At 36.6% G+C, this 22,564-nt stretch carries 20 protein-coding genes; 14 read left to right on the top strand and 6 right to left on the bottom strand.

Features of this window, described 5'->3' with window-relative positions:
• Positions 1–281: 281 nt before the first annotated feature.
• A complete protein-coding gene (locus DLJ74_RS11740) occupies positions 282–524 on the bottom strand; it encodes a hypothetical protein (RefSeq protein WP_109984575.1) in 243 nt (80 codons plus the stop codon).
• 13 nt (positions 525–537) lie between these two features.
• Positions 538–729 carry a helix-turn-helix transcriptional regulator gene (locus DLJ74_RS11735; RefSeq protein WP_109984574.1) on the bottom strand — a complete coding sequence of 64 codons (192 nt, stop codon included), beginning with the start codon at positions 727–729 and terminating at the stop codon, positions 538–540.
• 75 nt (positions 730–804) lie between these two features.
• Between DLJ74_RS11735 and DLJ74_RS11730 the strand changes: the two genes are divergently transcribed.
• The 4 genes from DLJ74_RS11730 to DLJ74_RS11715 all read left to right on the top strand — a co-directional run bounded on the left by DLJ74_RS11730 (position 805) and on the right by DLJ74_RS11715 (position 4,802).
• Positions 805–1,344, top strand: a complete 540-nt coding sequence (locus tag DLJ74_RS11730; RefSeq protein WP_181397519.1) for a helix-turn-helix domain-containing protein — start codon at positions 805–807, stop codon at positions 1,342–1,344.
• 2 nt (positions 1,345–1,346) lie between these two features.
• Positions 1,347–2,291 carry an alpha/beta hydrolase gene (locus tag DLJ74_RS11725; protein ID WP_109984572.1) on the top strand — a complete coding sequence of 315 codons (945 nt, stop codon included), beginning with the start codon at positions 1,347–1,349 and terminating at the stop codon, positions 2,289–2,291.
• A gap of 32 nt (positions 2,292–2,323) precedes the next feature.
• Entirely contained in the window at positions 2,324–3,007 is a 684-nt protein-coding gene (locus tag DLJ74_RS11720; RefSeq protein WP_109984571.1) for a hypothetical protein, read from the top strand.
• Between the two features lie 82 nt (positions 3,008–3,089).
• Positions 3,090–4,802 carry a DNA-binding protein gene (locus tag DLJ74_RS11715; RefSeq protein ID WP_109984570.1) on the top strand — a complete coding sequence of 571 codons (1,713 nt, stop codon included), beginning with the start codon at positions 3,090–3,092 and terminating at the stop codon, positions 4,800–4,802.
• A 103-nt stretch (positions 4,803–4,905) separates the two neighbouring features.
• Here DLJ74_RS11715 and DLJ74_RS11710 read toward each other — a convergent pair whose 3' ends face one another.
• The gene (locus tag DLJ74_RS11710) at positions 4,906–6,141 is read right to left on the bottom strand and encodes an MFS transporter (RefSeq protein WP_109984569.1); all 1,236 of its coding nucleotides are present in this window, start codon (positions 6,139–6,141) and stop codon (positions 4,906–4,908) included.
• A gap of 170 nt (positions 6,142–6,311) precedes the next feature.
• On the opposite strand from DLJ74_RS11710, the gene DLJ74_RS11705 reads away from it, so the two are divergent.
• The 5 genes from DLJ74_RS11705 to DLJ74_RS11685 all read left to right on the top strand — a co-directional run bounded on the left by DLJ74_RS11705 (position 6,312) and on the right by DLJ74_RS11685 (position 11,568).
• Positions 6,312–8,240 carry a glycoside hydrolase family 127 protein gene (locus tag DLJ74_RS11705; RefSeq protein ID WP_109984568.1) on the top strand — a complete coding sequence of 643 codons (1,929 nt, stop codon included), beginning with the start codon at positions 6,312–6,314 and terminating at the stop codon, positions 8,238–8,240.
• Positions 8,241–8,609: 369 nt separating this feature from the next.
• Entirely contained in the window at positions 8,610–9,248 is a 639-nt protein-coding gene (locus tag DLJ74_RS11700) for a helix-turn-helix transcriptional regulator (RefSeq protein ID WP_054859617.1), read from the top strand.
• 19 nt (positions 9,249–9,267) lie between these two features.
• Positions 9,268–10,077: a pyruvate, water dikinase regulatory protein gene (locus DLJ74_RS11695; protein ID WP_109984567.1), complete on the top strand. Its 810-nt coding sequence runs from the start codon at positions 9,268–9,270 to the stop codon at positions 10,075–10,077.
• Positions 10,078–10,114: 37 nt separating this feature from the next.
• Positions 10,115–11,083 (top strand): 2-hydroxyacid dehydrogenase, encoded by a 969-nt coding sequence (locus DLJ74_RS11690; protein ID WP_109984566.1) that lies wholly within the window; start codon positions 10,115–10,117, stop codon positions 11,081–11,083.
• A 269-nt stretch (positions 11,084–11,352) separates the two neighbouring features.
• Positions 11,353–11,568, top strand: a complete 216-nt coding sequence (locus DLJ74_RS11685; RefSeq protein ID WP_109984565.1) for a hypothetical protein — start codon at positions 11,353–11,355, stop codon at positions 11,566–11,568.
• 100 nt (positions 11,569–11,668) lie between these two features.
• Here the strand turns inward: DLJ74_RS11685 and nasC are convergent, their stop codons facing one another.
• Complete coding sequence (gene nasC / locus DLJ74_RS11680) at positions 11,669–13,801, bottom strand: assimilatory nitrate reductase catalytic subunit NasC (RefSeq protein WP_109984564.1); 2,133 nt, start codon at positions 13,799–13,801, stop codon at positions 11,669–11,671.
• A 22-nt stretch (positions 13,802–13,823) separates the two neighbouring features.
• On the bottom strand, positions 13,824–16,166 hold the full coding sequence (gene nirB / locus DLJ74_RS11675) for a nitrite reductase large subunit NirB (RefSeq protein WP_109984563.1): 2,343 nt from the start codon (positions 16,164–16,166) through the stop codon (positions 13,824–13,826).
• A 210-nt stretch (positions 16,167–16,376) separates the two neighbouring features.
• Between nirB (DLJ74_RS11675) and nirB (DLJ74_RS11670) the strand changes: the two genes are divergently transcribed.
• From nirB (DLJ74_RS11670) to DLJ74_RS11650, 5 genes are all read left to right on the top strand, one after another.
• Positions 16,377–18,776, top strand: a complete 2,400-nt coding sequence (gene nirB, locus DLJ74_RS11670) for a nitrite reductase large subunit NirB (RefSeq protein WP_109984562.1) — start codon at positions 16,377–16,379, stop codon at positions 18,774–18,776.
• Positions 18,777–18,793: 17 nt separating this feature from the next.
• Positions 18,794–19,132, top strand: coding sequence for a nitrite reductase small subunit NirD (nirD, locus tag DLJ74_RS11665; RefSeq protein ID WP_054787551.1), 339 nt, complete (start codon positions 18,794–18,796; stop codon positions 19,130–19,132).
• A 63-nt stretch (positions 19,133–19,195) separates the two neighbouring features.
• Positions 19,196–19,975, top strand: a complete 780-nt coding sequence (gene cobA, locus DLJ74_RS11660; protein WP_109984561.1) for a uroporphyrinogen-III C-methyltransferase — start codon at positions 19,196–19,198, stop codon at positions 19,973–19,975.
• Positions 19,976–19,986: 11 nt separating this feature from the next.
• Positions 19,987–20,727 (top strand): sirohydrochlorin chelatase, encoded by a 741-nt coding sequence (locus tag DLJ74_RS11655; RefSeq protein ID WP_109984560.1) that lies wholly within the window; start codon positions 19,987–19,989, stop codon positions 20,725–20,727.
• A 2-nt stretch (positions 20,728–20,729) separates the two neighbouring features.
• Positions 20,730–21,758 carry an anthranilate phosphoribosyltransferase gene (locus DLJ74_RS11650; protein ID WP_109984559.1) on the top strand — a complete coding sequence of 343 codons (1,029 nt, stop codon included), beginning with the start codon at positions 20,730–20,732 and terminating at the stop codon, positions 21,756–21,758.
• A 54-nt stretch (positions 21,759–21,812) separates the two neighbouring features.
• Here DLJ74_RS11650 and DLJ74_RS11645 read toward each other — a convergent pair whose 3' ends face one another.
• On the bottom strand, positions 21,813–22,448 hold the full coding sequence (locus DLJ74_RS11645) for an NAD(P)-dependent oxidoreductase (protein ID WP_109984558.1): 636 nt from the start codon (positions 22,446–22,448) through the stop codon (positions 21,813–21,815).
• Positions 22,449–22,564 lie beyond the last annotated feature (116 nt).

Genomic DNA, 22,564 nt, shown 5'->3' with positions numbered 1-22,564 from the left:
GCTTTTTTGCATCTGCGCGGATATTATTGCAAGTTGCTCCTGCTTTTTTGCATCTGCGTGGATATTATTGCAAGTTGCTTCTGCTTTTTTGCATCTGCGCGGATATTATTGCAAGTTGCTCCTGCTTTTTTGCATCTGCGTGGATATTATTGCAAGTTGCTCCCGCTTTTTTGCGTGTGCGCGGATATTTTTGCGAGATATTGTTCAGAGTATCATTGTCTCTTTTAGTGACTAGATAAAGTTAAAAAGTTATTATTAATTATTGGGAAATTTATCTGTTATTACATTCGTTCATCAGCTTCAGGAAGATTGTCTTTTTTTCGTTTCTGCTTAATTACTTCGATAATTGATAAAATAATCAATGCTAAAAGCCCACCTACTATTACTTCATATGGAAATTCATCTTGAAAAAGATAATAAAGAAATGATCCTAATACAGAGCCAATAAAAATACATGTATAAATAAAAAACGGAATCCATCTTGTGAAAATGGCAGCTAATTCTTTTCTTTTTCTGCTGTTCAATTTTTGTCCTCCTCTAAAAAAATATCTCTTCAATTGGTAGACCAAAATAGTCCACTAGTTTTAATGCTAATTCCAAGCTAGGGTTATATTTATTCTTTTCAATGGCATTAATTGTTTGTCGTGTCACTTGTAAATCTTCCGCCATTTTTATTTGAGTAATTCCTCTTCTCTGACGTATTTCTCGTATATGATTAACTACTAAAATTAACTCAGTACCTATTGACTAATATCAAAAATGATATTATTATTAAAAGTGATAATAATGATGAGGAGAATGAAAATGGATAATAGCAAATGGAAAAAGTTATTACATCCGGTTCGAATGGAAATTATTCAAACATTAGCCGGAGGAAAAGAACTTACAGCCTCTCAACTTGCTTCACTTCTACCCAATGTTCCTCATGCAACCTTGTACCGTCACATCAAATATTTGCATGATATAGGCTTGATTATCGTAAAAAAAGAAATACCGAAGAGAGGTACGATGGAAAGGGTATATAGTCTAGCAAAAGGTGCTGATAGTATCGCACCAAATGACCTAAAAAGTTTATCCAAGGAGGAACATTTAGATTTATTTACTACGTTTATTTCCAATACAGTACAAGACTTTGGCAATTATTTAGAGCAGGGTAATCATGATTTTTTAGCAGATGGTGTTAGTTATCGACAAGGGATTTATTATATGTCTGACGATGAGTTTAAGGAGTTTGTCTATGAATTGAAAAAAGTGTACCAAAAATATCAGTCAAATGAGCCAACTGAAAATAGAAAAAAAAGAAAGATTACAACAGTTATGATACCGATGAAGGGAGAAGGATAGCGATGCAAAAAAAAGAATTGATAATGAACGGTGAGGTGCAATTATCTGGAACTGTTAGTATGCCTAAAGAAAACTTGAATGGTACCGCAATCATTTTTATTCCAGGTTCGGGGAAAATCGATCGTGATGGCAATGTTCTTAAACCAAAGGTGAATTTTAATATTTACAAAGATCTATCCGATTATTTGGTAGAGCTAGGCTTTATAACGTTTCGTTATGACAAAAGAGGAGTAGGAAAAAGTGAAGGGAATCATCTTGCGACAGGGTTATATGATTCTATTCAGGATGTGAAAGCTATAATCGAGCATTTAAGAAATGATCCAGCTTTCGGTTTGGAAAATATTTTGCTCTTAGGACATAGTGAGGGGACCATGATTGGTACAGCAGTTGCAGCAAGTACAGAAGTAGGTGGCCTAATTCTGTTAGCTGGTGGGGGCGAGACGTTAGAAGAAGCAACAAAACGTCAGAGAGAGCTAAGCTTCCAAGCATTAGAAGAGAAGAAAAATATTACTGGTTGGTTATTTCGTACCTTCTCTTTAGCGGAAAAAGCAGAGAAAAAAAACCAACGCTTATTTAAGAAGATGAGAGACTCGGATAAGGATATTATAAAAGTGCAGATGATGCCATTACCTGCTAAATGGTTGAGGGAACATTTTGATTATGATTTATTAGGCGATTTAAAGAAATTAACCTGTCCTGTTCTAGCTGTTACTGGAAATGTTGATATTCAAACAGATGCTAAAAAATTAGATAGAATAAGGGAATTAGTAGCAGATGCACAGTGCTATGAGCTCGAATCAATGGATCATATGTTAAAAGAAGAAACAGAAGAACCAAATATCTTAGATGCAAAAAATGCATATAAGAAAAACGTCCACAAGCCATTGCATCCTCAGCTAAAAACAATTCTAGAAAACTGGTTATTACGATATAATGAAAGTAATTAGAATTACTGGGATATAACGGGGTGAGGAATGAAATGTTTATTCATTTCAATTTGATAGAATGGTTTGCCACGATCATTTCATGGTCTATTATAGGGTTCATTGCCTTTAAGATTTATCAAAAAAAGACAGATGATTTAGAGAATTGGAAGTTGGTTTTTATTATTTTGATTGGCTTCCTAGCATTAGATCTTAATTGGGTTTCTAGGAGCCATTCGATCAGTTTCGCAGTTATACCTTTAGGAGTACTAATTTTAGCATTATTCTTGAAAAAAAGAGGTTCATGGGAAAAGTATAAACCATATGCATGGTTAGGTTTTTGGGCAAATTATATTTTCTTGTTTCTATCCTTAATTGCTAATCTTATACATGGTCAAATCTATGATAAAAGCGATATTCATACATTTATCTCAGATACGAGTAATATGGAAGTGATCAATGTAGATACCTCTAAAATAGAATATTCTGTTAGTCTTAGTAAATTGATGGAAATGGTAGAATCGGCCTATTTAGAGGAATCAGATGATTATTATTGGATAGAGGAAGATTTGCACACAGAACAGGGTACTCCTAAACAATTTCCCTATCAACTTATCGAGGTAAACCCGAAATGGGGAAGTGGTATTGATGCGAGTATTTTTCTTGAGAAAGACCGCCAAGGGATATTGATTCTTACAGAGGAAGAGAATTATTATTTTCGAACAGCAGAACCTTTTTAAGATGGTTTTTAGAAAATTTGTTGAAACATTTTCACCTTTTCAATCGTACAACTACTATAGACAAAAAGAAAGGGGATAATGAATGATAGGGGTTATAATTGCAACATTATTGTCAATGATTTTATTTATGGTAGGGGTAATAATTACTGTTACCGTATCAAAACTAAATGCTTCTAGACTATTTAAACAAGGTTTGATTTTGTTTATCGTTGGATTTGTTATAACAGCCATTGTGTATTATTTTGTCATGCCAACCATTACGGTTCCAAACATGTTAATTGCTAATACGATTATTGCCATAGTACTTATACCTTTGTATCTTTATATGATTCAGCCAGGAGAAAAAGCTGAAACAAGTGTACTAAGACCAGTTATATCGATTCTTGGATTAGCAGTAATAGCGATAGTTGTGGTCATGATTGTTAGTATTACGTCATTGGATGAAGCACATGATTCCATTTCCACTGCTGAGCAAGAGGAGGCGAAGCCACTCTCTAAAGAGGAAACACCCATAACGGTTGCTCCTGAATTTGCTCGTAATAAAATTCAAAAGGCGATGAGTGTTGTCCCAAATCCACAGTTCTATGATTTAGGGAAATTACAAGTACAACAATTAAAGGGTGAGGTTGTGTATGTTGCACCTGTAGAATTCTCGGGTTTTTGGAAGTTTGTTAGAGGGAAGGAAACAGCAGGTTATTTTACTATTTCCGCAACCAATGTAAATGCCCAACCTCAATTTCACGAAAGTTCCATGCAATATACGAACAGTAGTTACTTTCATAAGTATGTTAACCGCGTGATTTATAACAAATATCCACAGTATATCCAAAGTGGTGAAGCACAGATTGAGGTTGACGAGGATGGAAAGCCATGGTACGTACAAACTGTATATCGACCAATGCACATTACTAATAAACCAGACATGCAGCAATTAAGAGTCGTCGTCATTGATCCGCAAAGTGGTGAGATGGATATGTATAAAACAAGTGATGCACCAGAATTTATTGAGGGCTCGATTAGCTCGGAATTAGCCACCTTGGAAAACAAATATTTTGGTAAATATATTCATGGCTGGTTAAATAGTATTTTTGGAAAAAGAGATGTAAAAATTCCAAATGAATCAGGCTCTGAGACGGGTGTTACACCGATGTTTGATGAAAATGGAGATATGTACTACTTTACTGATTTAACATCACCGAAGGAAAATATCGATTCTGCTCTAGGGTATACTCTCATACATGCTAGGACCGGTGAACTAACATATTTTGGTGGACAAAAGAATAGTGCCATAATGGATAGTGAAGGAGCAAAGCAGATTGTCAATAAAGAATATCCGGAGAAGAATTGGAAAGGATATATGCCAGTACTGTACAATATTGATGGGAACCCGACATGGGTTGTAAATGTTCTAGATCCAAACGGCTTACACAAGCAATTTGCTTATATCAAAGCAAATGACTCTGACTTTGCTGTGTTTGGTGATACCGCCAGAGCAACATTGGATGCATATCGTATGGCTCTCCTTCAGAACCCTGGTAATGTTGGAGCGACAGATGAAGCAACATTGGAAACACGCAGTGGTGAAGTCAATCGTGTATTGGTAACCTCCACTGAACAAGGTCAAATGGTACAATTTCTCTTAACAAATGATCAAACCATATACACCGTTAACGCAAGCAAAGCTCCACTGTCCATTTTTTTAGAAAAAGGTGATACGATAACCGCTCAAGTCCAGCTTCTAGATAATGGAACTGCAACTGTGGAAGAAATACAAATAAAAAGTTTAACGGAATAAAACATATTGTCACTAAAAAATACAACCCGGACTTTATCTGAATGATAGGAGATAAAGTCCGGATTTTTTTAATCAGCGAAAGCACACAAACCGCAGTAATAAGCTATAACAAGTTTTTTTCCTTTTTTAACCTCCGATAAATCTCCATACATGTTAGCATACATAGAAATGCCGTAGTAGCTAGGAAAAAATAGCCTGCCTGCATTCCTAATTGATTACTAGCTTCATAGGTTGATCTAAGCGAAAGGTTAGTTACTAATTCAATAATATATCCAACAAGTAAATTAGTGATAACTGTTCCAATTCCAATGAGGGTAACAGTAAAGGTAATGGCAGTATCTGTTCCTTTTGTGTATTTTTTCGCGAGTAATGCCATCATTGTTGGATAAATAGGACCAATCCCGAATCCTGCAATTGCAAAGAGAATAGCGAAGGAATCGCCAAGAAAAATTGGAAGCATACTAGTAATACCGGCAAATGCTGAAAAAATTATGATCGAAAACGTGTATCCTAGTCGATCTGTTACAGGACCTAACAAAAGTCTTGCAAGCATGAACGAAAAGAAAAAGATGGAGAGCATAACGGATGCATCATCAAGCGTCCATGCACTGACACGTACTAAATAATTAACCAACCAAGCAGCCATCCCTAGTTCAGTCGTTACACCCATTGTTAAAGCGAAAACAATTAACCATGCAATAGGATCTTTAGCTAGTTTTTTGAAAGAAGTCCTATCTTCAGATTCGGTACCATCTTCTTTTGGAAATCGGCTAAGTACTATAGGTATTATTGGTAATAAGGATATGGCAAGCATGATCATATACATTTCGCGCCAGCCTAACACAGTAGCTGAAATTTCCCATCCCATGATTTGGGCAGCAACAATTGGAGCTACCGTTGAGCCTAAACCATAGAAAAAGTGAGAGAGGTTTAACATGGTCCCTGTGTTTTTAGTAAACAGTCGGGCGGCAATAATAGCTAATCCAATTTCCAACATACCATTTCCTAAATATAGGATGAAATAGGCCCCAACTAATGAAGGGAAATTAGTAGAAAAATAGATTAACACACCCGAGCCAGCCATTATTACAAAGGTTAGAATGCTCGTAGCTTTCACCCCGATTTTGTTAATTAACCAAGAGGTAAATGTACATGCTAGTAAAAAACTAAAGGAATTAATCGCAAGCAGTAGGCCTAATTTTCCGTCACTAAGACTAAGCTCTACCTGCATATCAGGTAGTGCAGGTCCCTTTATATTTTCTGAGACCCCAAATATCAAGAAACCACCAAAGATAACAATCAATAATAAGACGTAATTTGTTTTCTCTTTAAAAATCATTTGTTGTTTTCTCCTATGTATGAAAATTATTTTCCAAGACTATTCTATGTTCACATGATCAAATTGTAAACGCTTATGCTCAAAAATATCAAACATATTTCTATACGAACATAATAGAATTGTTTATACTATTTTAGAAAGCGATTACAAAACAGAGTGAGGTGACGACAATGAAAGCATTAAAAACGAAAACACTGAACTTAAAAGATATCGAGATTACGGATGAATTTTGGAAGGGTAGAATTGATTTGGCAAAGGATATCATCATTCCATATCAGTGGGACGCATTAAATGATCAAATACCGGATGCTGCACCAAGTCATGCCATAAAGAATTTTGAAATTGCTGCAGGACTAAGTGATGGAGAGTTTAAAGGAATGGTATTTCAAGACAGTGATGTCGCCAAATGGTTAGAAGCTGCTAGCTATAGCTTAATCTATCACCCTGATAAGGAACTCGAGCAAACAATAGATGAAGTAATTGAACTAATAGGGAAAGCACAACAAGATGATGGTTATTTAAACACTTATTTTACAGTAAAAGAGCCAGAGAAAAGATGGGCAGATATTAGTCATGGCCACGAACTTTATTGTGCTGGTCATATGATTGAGGCAGCTGTTGCCTATTATAATGCAACAGGCAAAAAGTCATTAATTGATATTGTTTGTCGATATGTTGATTATATAATGACAATAATTGGGCCAGAACAGGGAAAAATACAGACATATCCAGGGCATCCAGAAATAGAATTAGCCTTGGTCCGACTATATGAGGTAACACAAGAACAGAGATATTTTGAATTAAGTAGGTATTTTGTAGAAGAAAGAGGAAATCAACCAAGTGTTTTCTTAGAAGAGGAAACATTAGGCTTAGGTCATCAGGATAAATGGTTTGGCTTAGATTACCATCAGGCACATCAACCACTAAATGAGCAAACAACAGCTGAAGGACATGCGGTTAGAGCTGTGTATTTATATGCAGGAATAGCAGATATCGTGAAATATACACAGAATAAAAAATGGAAGATTCAATTAGAAAAATTATGGGAAAATGTAACACAAAAGCGAATGTACATTACTGGTGGCATTGGTTCACAAGGGCATGGGGAAAGATTTACGCTTGACTATGACTTACCAAATAATGTTGCCTATGCAGAGACTTGTGCATCGATTGGTTTGGTGTTTTGGGCCCAGCGAATGCTACAAATAGAAGCAAAAAATGATTATGCAGATGTACTGGAAAAAGCACTGTATAATGGCGTATTAAGTGGTATGTCCTTGGACGGTAAGAAGTATTTCTATGTGAATCCATTAGAAGTAGCACCAGAATTAACGGACTATCGACATGATCATGTTCATGTAGAGTCAGAACGAGTAGGATGGTTTGGTTGCGCCTGTTGCCCACCGAATGTGGCAAGATTATTAACTTCTTTAGGTAACTATATATATACTCAAAAATCGGATACGATATATCATCATTTATATATTGGTAATAAAACAAATTTTACGATCAACAAACAGAATATTGTTTTACAACAAAAGACTACTTATCCTGCAACCGGTGAGGTGAGAATTACTTGTTTTACCGAGAATGAGGTACAGATGACCTTAAAGCTGCGTAAACCTAAATGGAGTAACAGTCCATCGTTAAAGGTAAATGGAGAGCTTCAAGAAGTCGTCATTGATAACGGAGGATATATAACAATGGAACGAAAATGGAGAGACAATGACACCATTTGTTTAACTTTTGATATGACACCAAAAGTAATTAGCTCTCATCCTAAGGTACGCGAAAATGTTGGAAAGGTAGCAATACAACGAGGACCAATTGTCTATTGTTTGGAAGAGAAAGATAATGGTGGCCAACTCCATTCCATATGCATTAATCCTAAATTACCAATAACAGAAGAAAATGATCTCCAAATATTAGGATTTCCAGCTTTAACTGGAAGTGGGGTAAGAGAAGTGAATGATAATGACACTTTATATAGAGAGTATAGGGAACCAGAGTTGAAACAAATAAAATGGAAGGCAATACCATATAGTTTTTGGGGGAACAGAGGAAAGGGAGAAATGGCTGTTTGGCTCCGAAAAATTTAATAGACGAGGCTGGGTATAACTAAGTAGGGAGAGCGAGAATCCGAACAATTTTCTATATGGAGTGGATACAGTACACAATCATAATGTTCGGCTTTTTCCTTCTCTCTTACTGTTTGTTCCACCTTTATTAACTTTACATAAAAAGCTTCCTTCTATATAATACAACATATATTAATAATGTTGTATTATATAGGATGAAGGAAGTCTTATGCTTTATTATTAAAATCTCTACGATCCCTTACCATTTTGGTGCAAGGAAAGACACTGTTAAGTTTTTCTAAGAATTACGATACCCTTAAGAAAGCCTGATTAAAGTATGGTATGATGATAGAAGGAAATGTTTGGGATGGAAGGATCAGGAGGAAGAGAATGATCGACTTTACAAAGAGGCAACAAGAAATTATCGAAATACTTAAAAAGCATGAACCGATTACGGCAGAGCAAATCGCTGAAATGCTAGGAGTTAGCAAGGGAACCATTCGCTCAGATTTGGCAGTATTAGTGATGACAGGTAATATTGAAGCAAAGCCTAAGGTAGGATATTTTTTAGGGAAAAAAAATCTAAATCGACTAGAACGATCGGATTGGTGGCATCGTACACCAGTAAAGGACATTCAAGGAGTGGCTGTAACCATTGACGCGACAACTACTGTAAATGATGCTGTGATATCCTTGTTCTTAGAGGATGTAGGTACGCTTATTGTTGTTGACGAGGAGCACCATTTAACTGGAATCGTTTCGCGAAAGGATTTACTAAAGGTTACGCTAGGCAATGCGCAAGCAGCATCCATGCCTATCCAGCTTGTTATGACAAAGCAACCAAAGGTTACCACTGTAACACCTGAGGACAGTGTCTATGAGGCTGCGAGGAAAATGATTTATTATCAAATTGATAGTTTACCTGTTGTAAAGGAAACAGATAATAAGCCAAATCTTCTAAAGGTAGTGGGCAGAGTAACCAAAACAAACATTGTGAAAGCATTAATTGAAGTGGAATCAGAAGCATAGGACAAAGGGGAGCTTAGAAATGGTACACAGTGATTCATCTATCTATGTTTGTTCAGATGCAGTAGGGGAAACTGCAGAAGCGGTTGTTCGGGCGACAATTAGGCAGTTTACGAGTAAAGAAGTAGCTATAAAAAGGTATAGTCATATACAGTCAGAGGACGAAATAGAGCAAATAGTGGGCGAAGTAAGAGAGAATCATAGCTTTATTGCATATACGCTTGTACAGCCTGAATTACGAGCAAAAATGCAACAGGAAGCTATTCGAATGGATATAAGAGCAGTAGACGTTATGGGACCAATGATGCAAGCATATATTGATACGTTTAATGATGCACCTAAACCAGATCCAGGACAAAGACAGGTATTGGATGATGAATATTTCAAACGTATTGAAGCAGTAGAGTTTGCAGTAAAGTATGATGATGGTAAAGATGTAAAGGGATTATTATTAGCAGATGTCGTTCTTATTGGGGTTTCACGAACGTCGAAAACCCCATTAAGTATCTTCCTTGCCCATAAAGGAATTAAAACAGCTAATTTACCCATTTTACCAGATATGGAGGCACCTGAAGAATTATTTCTTCCAGCTAATCGTATGGTTATCGGGCTAACGATTGATCCTGGGCACCTGTTAAAAATTAGAACAGAGCGATTAAAAACATTAGGATTACCACCACAATCCAAATATGCTTCTATGGATCAAATAAAAAAAGAATTAAGAACAGCAGATCAATTAATGCAAAGGCTAGATTGCCCGATCATTAATGTATCTGATAAATCTATAGAAGAAACAGCCGGTATTATTATGAAGATTAGATCGGATAAATAGTCATATATAATAGAATCTGAAAGAGGAAGTGTCTTAAATGAAAAAAAGAGTGCTCGTAACGGAACAGTTTCCAAGTTCCATTATCCAATTTTTAGAGCAGGAAGTAGAGGTTGAATATTGGGGAAAACCAGACCAAATGCCGAGGGAACTCTTACTCAAAAAAGCAGTTAATATACATGGGCTAATTACTGGGAAGGATCAAATTGATCAGGCATTAATAGAGGCCTCTCCGAAATTAGAGGTGGTAAGTAATGTCTCTGTTGGCTATGACAATTTTGATGTGGAAGCAATTAAAAATGCCAAATTATTAGCAACTCATACACCTTATGTATTAGATGAGACTGTAGCAGATTTAATTTTCGGTTTAATTATGGCAACATCCCGGCGAATAACTGAATTAGATCAATATGTAAAGCAAGGAAAATGGAAATTTTCTCTTGATAAAACCTTGTTCGGAACAGATGTTCACCACAAGAAATTAGGAATTATTGGAATGGGGAGAATTGGTGAAAAGGTAGCAAGAAGAGCTAGGCTTGGATTTGAGATGGAGGTAGCCTATTTTAATCGCCATCGAAAACAGAATGTTGAAAAGGATTTAAATATTCGTTATGAAGAAATGGATGCACTATTAGAGAGCTCAGACTTTATTTTACTATTGACTCCACTAACGAAGGAAACCTATCACCTCATCGGAGCTGACTGTTTCCACAAAATGAAGAAAACGGCTTTCTTTATTAATGCAGGGCGTGGTCCTGTTGTCGATGAAAAGGCATTAGTGGAAGCATTAAGGCAAAATGAAATAGCTGGTGCAGGTTTAGACGTTTTCGAACAGGAACCAACGGACCCAAACAATCCATTATTACAGATGAAAAATGTCGTGACATTACCACATACCGCATCTGCCACAATGGAAACACGGAATCAAATGAAGTGGTTTGCGGCTAAAAATATGCTCCAAGGATTAAAAGGAGAAAAACCAGATGCACTCATAAAGGAATTGCAGTAATTTCTTTTTTTATACGTTAGGAAAGTGAACATTGTTTGCAGGGAGTAAAGCGACGAAGCGAAAATTTTGAGGTCCTAAGTATAAGAAAAGCTAACGCATCTACCAAAAGAGGAGTGAATGCGAGTTTTTCTAACCCTTTTCAATGGAAAGGGGTTTTTGTCATGCTGGTTCAACATCATGACACTAACTAAAAAATCTTCTAAATCAAGAAAAATATTGTATGATAATAATAATGAGAAAATACACTAAGATACAAGTAGGTGGAAAGGTTGCAGTTAATTCGTAATTCAATGGCATTCCCTGTTGATAACTTTTTAGGTTTGTTCATCTATGCACTAATTTATATGTTACTAGCTGGTCTTATTGCGACTCTTGCTTTACACTTTATTCCTAATCGCATTCCATATGCAATTAAGAGCATTCTTGTGTTTATAGCTGTTACATTAAGTCTTTTATTATGGTGGAAGACTTTTTTTCCTTTGTAAAAGTATGTTAAGGGTTGATCATCCCTCCATTTTAGAAGCTAAGAAGTGGAGGGCTCTGGTATTAACACTAGAGGGAAGGCTTTCTGATCGAAGTCTAACTTTATAACGGCTGGATTCGTACGACACCTAATTTGAATCCAGGCATTTTAGAAAAGGGGTCTAGTTGATCATCGACCAGGCGATTCACGTTTTGATTTTCGGTCCAATGAAAAGGTACAAAAACAGTATCTTTTCGAATAGCTGAAGAAAATTGACTCCTAACGATAATCCAACCTTTTTCTGAGGAGACCCTCACCAATTCCTTATCCTTTATACCATAAATCTTGGCGGTTTGCGGATGAATTTCAAGATATGCTTCAAAGTTAATTGCAGCAAGAGCGGAACTGTTTCTTGTTTGTACACCAGTTAAATAATGAGACATCACGCGTCCAGTTGTTAAAAACAACGGGTAATCATCGGTTAAGGTTGGTTTTTGTTTGAGAGAGTCGTGTTTGACTAAAGCCATCTGGGCTTTACCATCATCATGTGCAAATTCGTCTTCGAATAGTCGAACCGTTCCTGGGTCATTTTCTCCTCTACAAGGCCAAAGGATACCCTTTTCTTTGCGTAAACGTTTATAGGTCATCCCTGAGTAGTCAGCTTTTCCTCCTTTAGAAGCCAATCGAAGCTCATCAAAAATCTCTTCTGAAGATTGGTAAGAGAAATGTTTCTTCTTACCTAATTTGTTAGCAATTTCACAAAGTATTTGCCAATCATGCTTTGCCTCTCCTTGGATAGGAAAGCTTGCCTCACGCAAGAGCACACGCCCTTCTACATTTGTTAAAGTTCCTTCATCCTCTAAATAAGAAGTAGAAGGTAGGACGAGGTCAGCTAGTTGAGCTGTTTCTGATAAATAAAGGTCAACCACCATTAAAAACTTTAATTTCATTAAAGCTTTTCTAACAAAATTAGCATTTGGGCTGGAGACGATTGGATTTGAACACATAATAAGCATACTTGTAATTTCTTTTTGATCCACCTTTTCAAACATTTCAAATGCCGATACACCTTTTTTCGGTAGGTCTTTTTCATCGATTCCCCAAACCTTGGCGATGTATCTTCGATGCTCGATATTTTCAATAGACCGATATCCAGGTAATTGATCTGCCTTTTGCCCATGCTCTCTTGCCCCTTGCCCATTTCCTTGTCCAGTGATTGCAGCATATCCAGAATATCGTTTGCCAATTTTCCCTGTAGCAAGTAAAAGGTTAAGAAATGCACGAACGGTTTCGGTGCCATTTATCTGTTGCTCAATTCCACGTGCAGTGAAAATCATTCCTGATGGCTCTGAACCAAAGATATGAGCTACTTGGCGTATTTCTTTTTCTGTAATTCCTGTATCTGTGACAATCTCCTTCATAGTAATGGATGTTACATAATCCTTTACCTCTTTATAATGATGGGTCCGTTCTGATACAAAGGTATGGTCGATAAAATTAGCCTCTATTATCATTTTTAAAATCCCATTCGCTAGAGCAATATCAGAACCAGGTTTAATCTTAAGATGTAGATCAGCGAGCTGAGTGGTCTTTGTTTCTCTCGGATCAATCGCGATGATATAGGCGCCATTTTCCTTCGCCTGTTGAAAATAAGGCATAATAGTAGGTTGACATTCGGCTATATTCGTACCAGCTAAAATAATGACACGAGTATTTGGAACTTCTGTAAGGCTATTGGTAAAGCCACGATCCAGTCCAAATGTTTGATTGGCTGCTGTTGCTGCAGAGGACATACAAAGTCTACCATTATAATCAATATACTTTGTGCCAAGGGCAACACGTGCGAACTTTCCAAGTAAATATGCTTCTTCATTGGTTATAGAGGCACTCCCATAAACAGAGAGAGCATTCTTTCCATCTTTTTTTTGGATAGATGTGAAGCGTTCTTGAATCGTGTCTAAAGCTACTTGCCACGATACAGGCACAAATTGACCATTTATTTTTAATAATGGTTTTGTAATTCTTTCTTGATTTAATGCGTGTTGGTGCGCATTTAATCCTTTTACACATAACCTTCCTTCAGAGGTTGGATTATCCTGACCTATTGTTTTATATTGCTTCCTAGAAATAATCTTTTGTTCGATTAATTGCATTTTACATTGCATACTACAAAAAGGACATTGTGTTTCATAAACTTTTTCTGATTGGACCTTTTGTTGCTTTTCTCTAAAATATCTTAACATGAGATCTGTCATTATGATAAACTCCTTTAATAGTTTACGGTTGTGTTTGCTTAATCATTGCCTCTGTCCGTTTCCTTTGTTCTTCGACTAATGTGGCGAGTAAAAGGTTTTGTAATTCCTTGTTAAATAAAATCTCTCGAACATGTATGATGCCCATTCTGTTGATCCATGTAGAGATAGGTTCATTAAATTTAGCGGATTGCCTATAATATTGAAGGAGGGCAAGCAGCATTTTTCTTACTTCCTTTGTTGTTTTGCTTACATTTACAATAGTATGGTTCATTGTTTTCCGATCATTTATTTTTAACTCCCAGCCGTCCTTCGAAAGAATGATATGAATATCTGTAGTGTATCTATCCTTTTGGCAGCAACAGACTCTAATCGATAAGGAAGTCGGCATCCTTAAATATTCCGTCTGTTTTTCCACTTCTATCGCTAGCTGTGTCAAACTCTTTTTCTGGCAATCACATAAAAGATCATGACTTATTTGCACATTACTTAACATACGATCAGTGTAGGGATATAATTTCATCTGCAATTCCTCACAAATGTCGTCTAACTTCTCGACTGGAATTTGATGTAAGACAATACGTTGATGTTCGTTTATTTCAAGTGATGGTAACGCATATTTTAATGCGATTTCACTAATTCTTTTTAACTGTCTTGCTTCCACCATTCCCCCATAAAGCTGTGGAGAGATCGAATAGGTCCCATTTTTTTGCTTGATAGCACTCCATCCTTTTTTTATATAAAATAGATCCTCACTAGGAGCTGTCTCTACATCTATCATTTCAAGGTAATATGCTAACGCCTCCTGACAATAAGAACAGCCTTTGGCCTGAGACCAACCTAGTACTTGCCTGATCTGAACAACACTTGTTAAGCTGTTGGCTATGATAGCTTCTACCACTTGTTCTTCGGTGAGTGTTGTACATGAGCAGAAGTGATTAGATTCTATTGTGTTATCAAAGTAATCACTGTGTATATAGCGGATTAATTCATCGACAGTTGACTTACATCCACCACAAGAGCTAGAAGCTTTTGTACATTTTTTTACTTGTTCGATTGTTTGGAGATTGTGTGTAACTACTTGTTCGATGATTTGTGCCTTTGTGACATGATTACAAGTACAAACTTGTTCGTCTTTTGCTAATTGCGCTGCATAAGATTCGTTTATTTTTACGGGCATCATCAAGGTTTGCTTTTCCGGATCTGGAATAAACTTTTTCTTTTTTATTTGGTCTAGCAGCTTAGGTCCTGTTGAAATGTCCCCAAATAAGACGGTACCAATTAACTTATCCTTTCTGAAGAACATTTTTTTATAGGTTTGATTAATCTCATCGTGAGCTGTTATTGCTTTGACATCTTCGTTCTCGGTTGTTTGTCCTGCGGAGAAAAGCTCAATACCAGAAGCTTTTAATCGTGTCGATAGTGTAGATCCCTGATAGGGGAGTGTCTTACACTGACATAAGTGTTTTGCTAAAATTTGAGCCTGTTCGTATAAAGGTTTTACAAGTCCGTATACTGTTCCATTATGTTCCGCACATTCCCCAAGTGCATAGATATCTTCTATATTCGTTTCCATGAAATCATTAATAACAATCCCTCTATTTGTTTTTATTCCAGCTTTTTTTGCTAATGCTACATTCGGCTTCACTCCTACCGCCATGACGATGAGATCTGTTTTTATTTCCGTGTTGTCTTTAAATCGAATTCCTTCTACTCGCTTATCCCCATATATTTCTGCTGTTTCTTTCTGAAGCAATATATTTAAGCCTTGTTTAACTAAGGCATTGTGCACTAATTCCGCCGCTTTATTGTCCAATTGCTGATTCATAATACGGTCAGCTAAATGAATAACATCAACCTTCATTCCTAGATTCAGCAATCCTTGTGCCGCTTCAAGACCTAAAATACCTCCACCAACAACTGCTGCCTTGTTACTGTTTTTTGCTATTTTTAATATCTTTTTACAATCTTCGATCGTTCGAAAAGCTACGACACCATCTTTATCCGTACCTGGTATGGGAAGCATAAAGGGACTAGAGCCTGTCGCTATAATTAACTTATCAAAATGCACGGAACGCTTTTTATTGGTGATTACTTCTTTTTGTTCTGGGTCGATTAGTATCACCGTTTCATTAGGATAAAGCAGTATGTCGTGTTTTTCGTACCATTCCCATGAATGCAAAGTAATTTCTTCAAATGAAGTTTTTCCTTGTAGCACTGAGGAAAGTTGAATTCGACTGTAATTAGTATACGGTTCTGAACCGAAGACCGTGATGTCGTAAAGGTCTGGGTTCTCTTGGATAAGGTATTCCATACACTTTATTCCGGCCATACCATTCCCGATGAGAACTAGCTTCATCTTGTTCATCAGGTTCCCTCCTTAAATTTATCGAATCCTTTGAAGGGAAGACTATCATTGTTTTACTGTCTTTGTCTTAAAGGTTGTCAGGATATATTACAGAAAAATTCTGTTGTCTAAAAAGGAAAAAGAATGTTAGAAAAGTTAACAATTAAATGGAAACCCTCTTAGTATCGCGTTAATCTAAACACAAGTTAAAACGAAATTGGGGGACAGACAATGGAGAAGAAAAAGCTTGTTTTAATAGGTAACGGTATGGCAGGAGTTCGCACTATTGAAGAAATTCTGAAATTGTTACCAGATCAATTCGATATCACCGTCTTTGGAAAGGAACCTTATCCAAACTATAATCGAATTCAATTATCTAAAGTATTGCAAGGAGATACAGAGCTTAGTGACATTACATTAAATGAATGGCAATGGTATGAAGATCACAATATTCGTTTATACCCCGGAGAAACAGTTACGAGCATTGATAAAGCTAATCAAATTATTTATACCGATAAAGGTAAACAAACCCCTTATGATCAATTAATTATCGCAACAGGTTCTAATCCATTTATGCTGCCACTGCCTGGGATCGAAAAGGAAGGGGTTACCGCATTTCGAGACATACAAGACTGTGAGGAAATGATCACGGCCTCTCGTCAGTACAAACGTGCTGCTGTTATCGGGGGTGGGTTATTAGGCCTAGAAGCAGCTCGTGGATTGTTGAATTTAGGGATGGAAGTAGATGTCATTCATATCGCGGATTATTTAATGGAGCGCCAATTAGACCGTACAGCTGGTAAGCTTTTACAAGAAGAATTAGAAAAACAAGGAATGAATTTCTTACTAGAAAAGCAGACAACAAAAATTTTAGGGAAGAAAAGAGTGACAGGTCTACAATTTAAGGACGGAAATAAAATAATGGCTGATCTTGTCGTAATGGCAGTAGGGATTAAACCAAATGTGCAATTAGCAATGGAATCAGGAATTCAAGTAAATAAAGGAATCATTGTCAATGACCATATGCAAACAAATGTTCCAAACATTTATGCAGTCGGGGAATGTGCCGAACATAATGAGATGGTTTATGGATTAGTTGCTCCTTTATATGAACAAGGTCAAGCTTTAGCAAAACATATATGTGGCATGAACCATCAAGGTTATAAAGGGTCCGTACTATCCACTCAATTAAAAGTTTCCGGTGTGAATGTTTTTTCAACTGGAATTATCAATGAAACAGAGCAAACAAAAACAATAAAGCTATTCGATGAATGGAGAAATACTTATAAGAAAATTCTGATACAACAGGATAAGTTAGTTGGTGCCGTTCTTTTTGGTGATACGAAAGAAGGAACAAAATTATTAAGCCTGATCAAAAAGAAAGCGATGGTAAATGAATATCTTGAGAGCACTCAAACTCAGGATAAGGATGAAAGTGTTGTTGCTTCAATGAGTGACGAGGAGGTTATCTGTGGATGTAATGGGGTATCTAAGGGAACCATTGTAAATGCTATTAAAAATCAAGGGTTAAAAACAGTGGAAGAAGTAAAGGGATGTACCAATGCATCTCGTTCGTGTGGTACATGTAAGTCACTTGTAGCTGACTTATTAACCTATACTTTAGGTGACGATTATCAATCAGAGGAGAAGGAAACCATTTGTGCATGTACGGATCTGACAAGAGATGAAGTTATTGCAGAGATTAAACAAAAAAATTTAACACATACTCGTGAAGTAATGAACGTATTAGGATGGAAGTCAGAGGAAGGCTGTTCTAAATGTAAACCAGCCTTAAATTATTATTTAGGGATGATTCATCCAAAAGAATATGAGGATGAGCGGGAGTCTCGCTTTGTTAATGAAAGACTGCATGCGAATATTCAGAAGGATGGAACATATTCGGTTGTGCCAAGAATGTATGGTGGGGTAACGAATGCAGCAGATTTAAGGAAAATTGCAGATGTGGCAGAAAAGTATGATGTTGGCATGATTAAATTAACAGGTGGACAACGTATTGATTTACTCGGTGTTAAAAAAGAAGATTTACCACATGTTTGGGATGATTTAGGAATGCCATCAGGATATGCCTATGGAAAATCGATACGAACAGTTAAAACATGTGTTGGATCAGAATTTTGCCGTTTTGGGACACAAGATTCTACAGGGATGGGAATCCAATTAGAGAAAAAATTTGAAGGATTGAATACACCACACAAAGTAAAAATGGGTGTCTCTGCTTGCCCACGAAATTGTGCGGAAAGTGGGATTAAGGATGTTGGGGTTGTAGGTTTAGATGGTATTTGGGAGATCTATGTAGGTGGAAATGGTGGGACTGACTTACGAAAGGCAGAGCTGCTTGTTAAAGTAAAGACAGAGGATGAGGTGTTGGAGTATACGGCTGCCTTTTTACAGTATTATCGTGAAAATGCGAGGTATTTAGAAAGAACGTCACATTATGTGGAGCGTGTTGGTTTAGAACATATAAAAGAGGTAGTGATGGATGAAGAGAGTCGTAAAACCCTAAATGAAAGAATGGAAGAAGCACTGAATGTATATCAAGAGCCTTGGAATCAAGTTTTGGAAAATGAAACGATATTAAAAGATCTATATGAAAAAGTGGTAGCGAAATAATGGATGGAGGAATGAGGATGGAACAAACAAATCGAAAAGTTTTCGTAGGTAATTATCATGAGCTACCAGAACGTATCGGTAAAACGGTCATTTTAGAAGATAAAGAGCTTGCTATATTTAAGCTTGCAAATGGCGAAGTTCGTGCAATAGAAAACCGCTGTCCACATAAAGGTGGCGTTTTAGCAGAAGGTATGGTAAGTGGGGAGCATGTATTTTGTCCATTACATGACTGGAAGATTAATATGAAAAGTGGTCTTGTAGAGGCACCAGATGAAGGCTGTGTACAAACATATGAAATTTTAAAAGAACACGATCAAGTATATGTACTTGTTCCTGCTCGAGTAATAAATAGCTAAATCGGAAGGAAAGTGTAGAATTATCGGCACTTTCCTTCACTTTTTCAATAGGAGGTATTAAAAATGACAAAAGTGTATATAGTTGGAGCAGGTCCTGGTGATCCAGAGCTTATAACGATTAAGGCGATGAAATGTATTCAGAAGGCGGATGTCATTCTATATGACCGCCTCGTTAGCAGAGAATTATTAAAAGAAGCGAAGCAAGAGGCAGAACTTATTTACTGTGGAAAGCTTCCAAAGCTGCATGTTATGAAACAAGAGTCGATCCAGCATTTATTAGTCAAATATGCAAAAAAAGGGAAAACTGTGGTAAGATTAAAAGGCGGAGATCCGTTTGTTTTTGGGCGAGGAGCCGAGGAAGCAGAAGCATTAGCAAGACATGGAATTTGTTTTGAAGTGGTCCCAGGTATAACCTCAGGTATAGCGGTACCAGCATATGCCAATATTCCGATAACACACAGGGATTTTGGTAGGTCCTTTGCAGTCGTTACTGGTCACTGCAAAAAAGGTTTACCAGAAGAGATAAACTGGTCCCAATTGGCGAATTCTGTGGATACGATCGTTATCTATATGGGAATGAGTCATCTTTCCTATATTACCATGAGCTTAATAGAGGGTGGTAGAGCTGACACCACGCCAGTTGCCATTATTCAAGAAGGAACGACACCAGACCAAAGAATAGTTACTGGAACATTAAGTACCATTGCAATGCTCGTCCAACAACATAACATAAAAAATCCAGCCATCATTGTAGTTGGAGAGGTAGTCCGTATTGGAGAGAGGCTAAAACAACTGAAGCATCATCCACAAATAACTGATGCAAGAATAGTGGAAGCATATTAGGAGTGACCAAAGTGAAAGCAGTTATATATATTTGTCATGGAAGTAGAGTGGAAGAATCAAAGAAAGAGGCCTTTCAATTAATAGATAAGGTCAAACAACAAGTAGATATTCCGATCCAAGAGACCTGTTTTTTGGAGCTTCAGGAGCCAGATTTATCAGAAACGGTTCATAAAATCGTGGCAAAAGGTGTAACACAAATAACCATTGTTCCTATTCTTTTATTAACAGCAGGCCATGCAAAGCACGATATACCTAAAATGATCGAAGAGGAAAGAAATAAATATCCTCAAATAGTATTCAGGTATGGTCGACCAATTGAAATAGAGCCGAAGATGATCACAATAGTAGAAGATCATATTAAGAAAACAACAGACGAAACAGAAAAATTTGATATCCTGTTCGTGGGGAGAGGAAGTAGTGATCCACAAGCAGTGAATGATACAGAGACATTAGTCGAAATGTTAAGAGAAAAGTTCCCAAATAATCTCATCGAAAAATGTTTCTTAGCAGCGAGCTCCCCGAAGTTTGAAAAAGTATTAACTGAAAAGATTAATAAACAAAAAAAGTCTGTTCTAGTTGTTCCGTATCTACTTTTTACTGGATTATTAATAAAAGAAATCAAGCAGTTTCTAGAGAAATTAACCCTAGCAGACGAACAGGAATTACTGATGACAGAATATTTAAGTCAACATGAGTTATTGTCAGACATCTTAAAGGATCGTGTCTTAGAAGTAACGGAAGGGATGGAGTAAAATTGCAGCAATGGTTGAAAGAGGTAGCCCGTGGGAAAAAAGGGGCAAAAGACTTAAGGTATGAAGACAGTTTAAAAATAGCACAAAGTATCCTATCAAATGAGGCAACAGATGCACAAATAGCAGCATACCTTGTGGCAGAACGTATTAAGACAGAAAGTCCAGAAGAATTATTAGCTTTTATTCATACATTACGTCAAAAATCTGATAGCCTTCGCTTAAACAGGAAAATAACAGATCAACTCATAGATTTTGCAGGTCCTTATAATGGTAGAAATTCTTTCGCTGCCACCATTCCTGTCTCTCTTTTACTAGCAGAATATAATATTCCTGTTAGCTTAGCAGCGAGTGACTCCTTACCTCCCAAATATGGAACCTCTATAAAAGCAATTATGGAGCAATTGGGCTGGGTAAATATGGATAAAGTAGAAATGATGATTTATGAGGAGAATTTTACTTTCTTGGATGCAGAGAAATACTGTCAACCACTTGCTAGGATTAGAAAAATTCGAGAGGAAATAGGTATTCGAACACTTTTTAACACGGTGGAGAAATTGGTTAATTTATCTGGTGCTAAAAATATTATGCTGGGAGCTTTTCATAGAACGGCTATCCATAAGTTGAATGAGGTCTTTAAGCAATTAGAATACGAAAATGTTTATATCGTCCAGGGGATGGAAGGATCGGAGGATGTCCCCGTTCATCGAAATAGTTTTGTTTTTCATTGGAAACGTGAAAATCTAGATTCTTTTACTATAAAACCAGCAGATTTTGGTTTAGAGAATAAAAATTTTGATAAGAAAGAAAAGCTTAACGCAAAGCAACAAGCGAGGATCATCCGCTCTATTTTATCCGGTGAAAAAGATGAGAATTTTACTTATTATTATAATCAAGTGTTATTAAATGCAGGATTACGTTATTACCTATTTCATATAACCCCTACCATACATGATGGAATTCAGATAGCTAAAGAGCAATTAAATAGCGGTCGAGTAATAGAGATAATCGATCGATGGGAGAAGAAATCATAAAAAAATACTGCACCTATGGTAAGTGATTATCGAACCATTGTGTGCAGTTTATTACTAGTGCTTTTTTTTATTATGGAAAAGGTACTGTTCTTTTAGCATGTTTAAGAAATTTTTTTGTCCCTCTACTTTATAAATAGGTTTATTTACTATCTTTTCCAATAGTTCTATTCTAATGTTTGAACCTACCTTCGCTTGCTTCAGTAATGATCTCGCTTGATGAAGGAAGTCAATATATGTTTCATAATCCTCGGGAAAATCATGCTCTAGCTGTGCTTTTATTTTTTTCGCAAGTATGGGACTTGAACCACCGGTGGAAATAGCGATTTGGAGTTTTCCTCGTCTAAGTGCAATAGGGAATTCTATTTCCCCCTTGCTTGCGTGGTGCGTTGCATTAACCCAAGCGTGTTTAGGTTTATGATCAAGAATCATCTGATTCACACTCGAACAATTAGTGGCAATGATGATGACATCATAATAAGGTAAATCAGAAGGAGAACATTCTTTCTTTATCCAGTTTAAATCATAGTGTTGAATCATTTGTCGCAATCCTTCTGTTATGCTAGGACTGATTAGTGTGGGTTTTATTCCATATTCTACCAATCTACATGTTTTTCTTTCCGAAATTTGACCGCCACCGATAATGACCACTTTTTTATTGGATAATGACACCATCATTGGTATTTTTGTCATACAATCATCTCCGTGATTTCATTGTATTATCAATTATCTGACAAGGCAAGCTGTTTGACAAGTGTTTGTCGCTTTTCTAAAATGGAGGAAGAATCAATATTTCGAATTCAAGACTT

This window comes from Gracilibacillus dipsosauri (assembly GCF_003176895.1).
GTDB classification, from domain to species: Bacteria; Bacillota; Bacilli; order Bacillales; family Amphibacillaceae; genus Gracilibacillus; species Gracilibacillus dipsosauri.
This window is presented reverse-complemented; position numbering and strand designations above follow the sequence as displayed.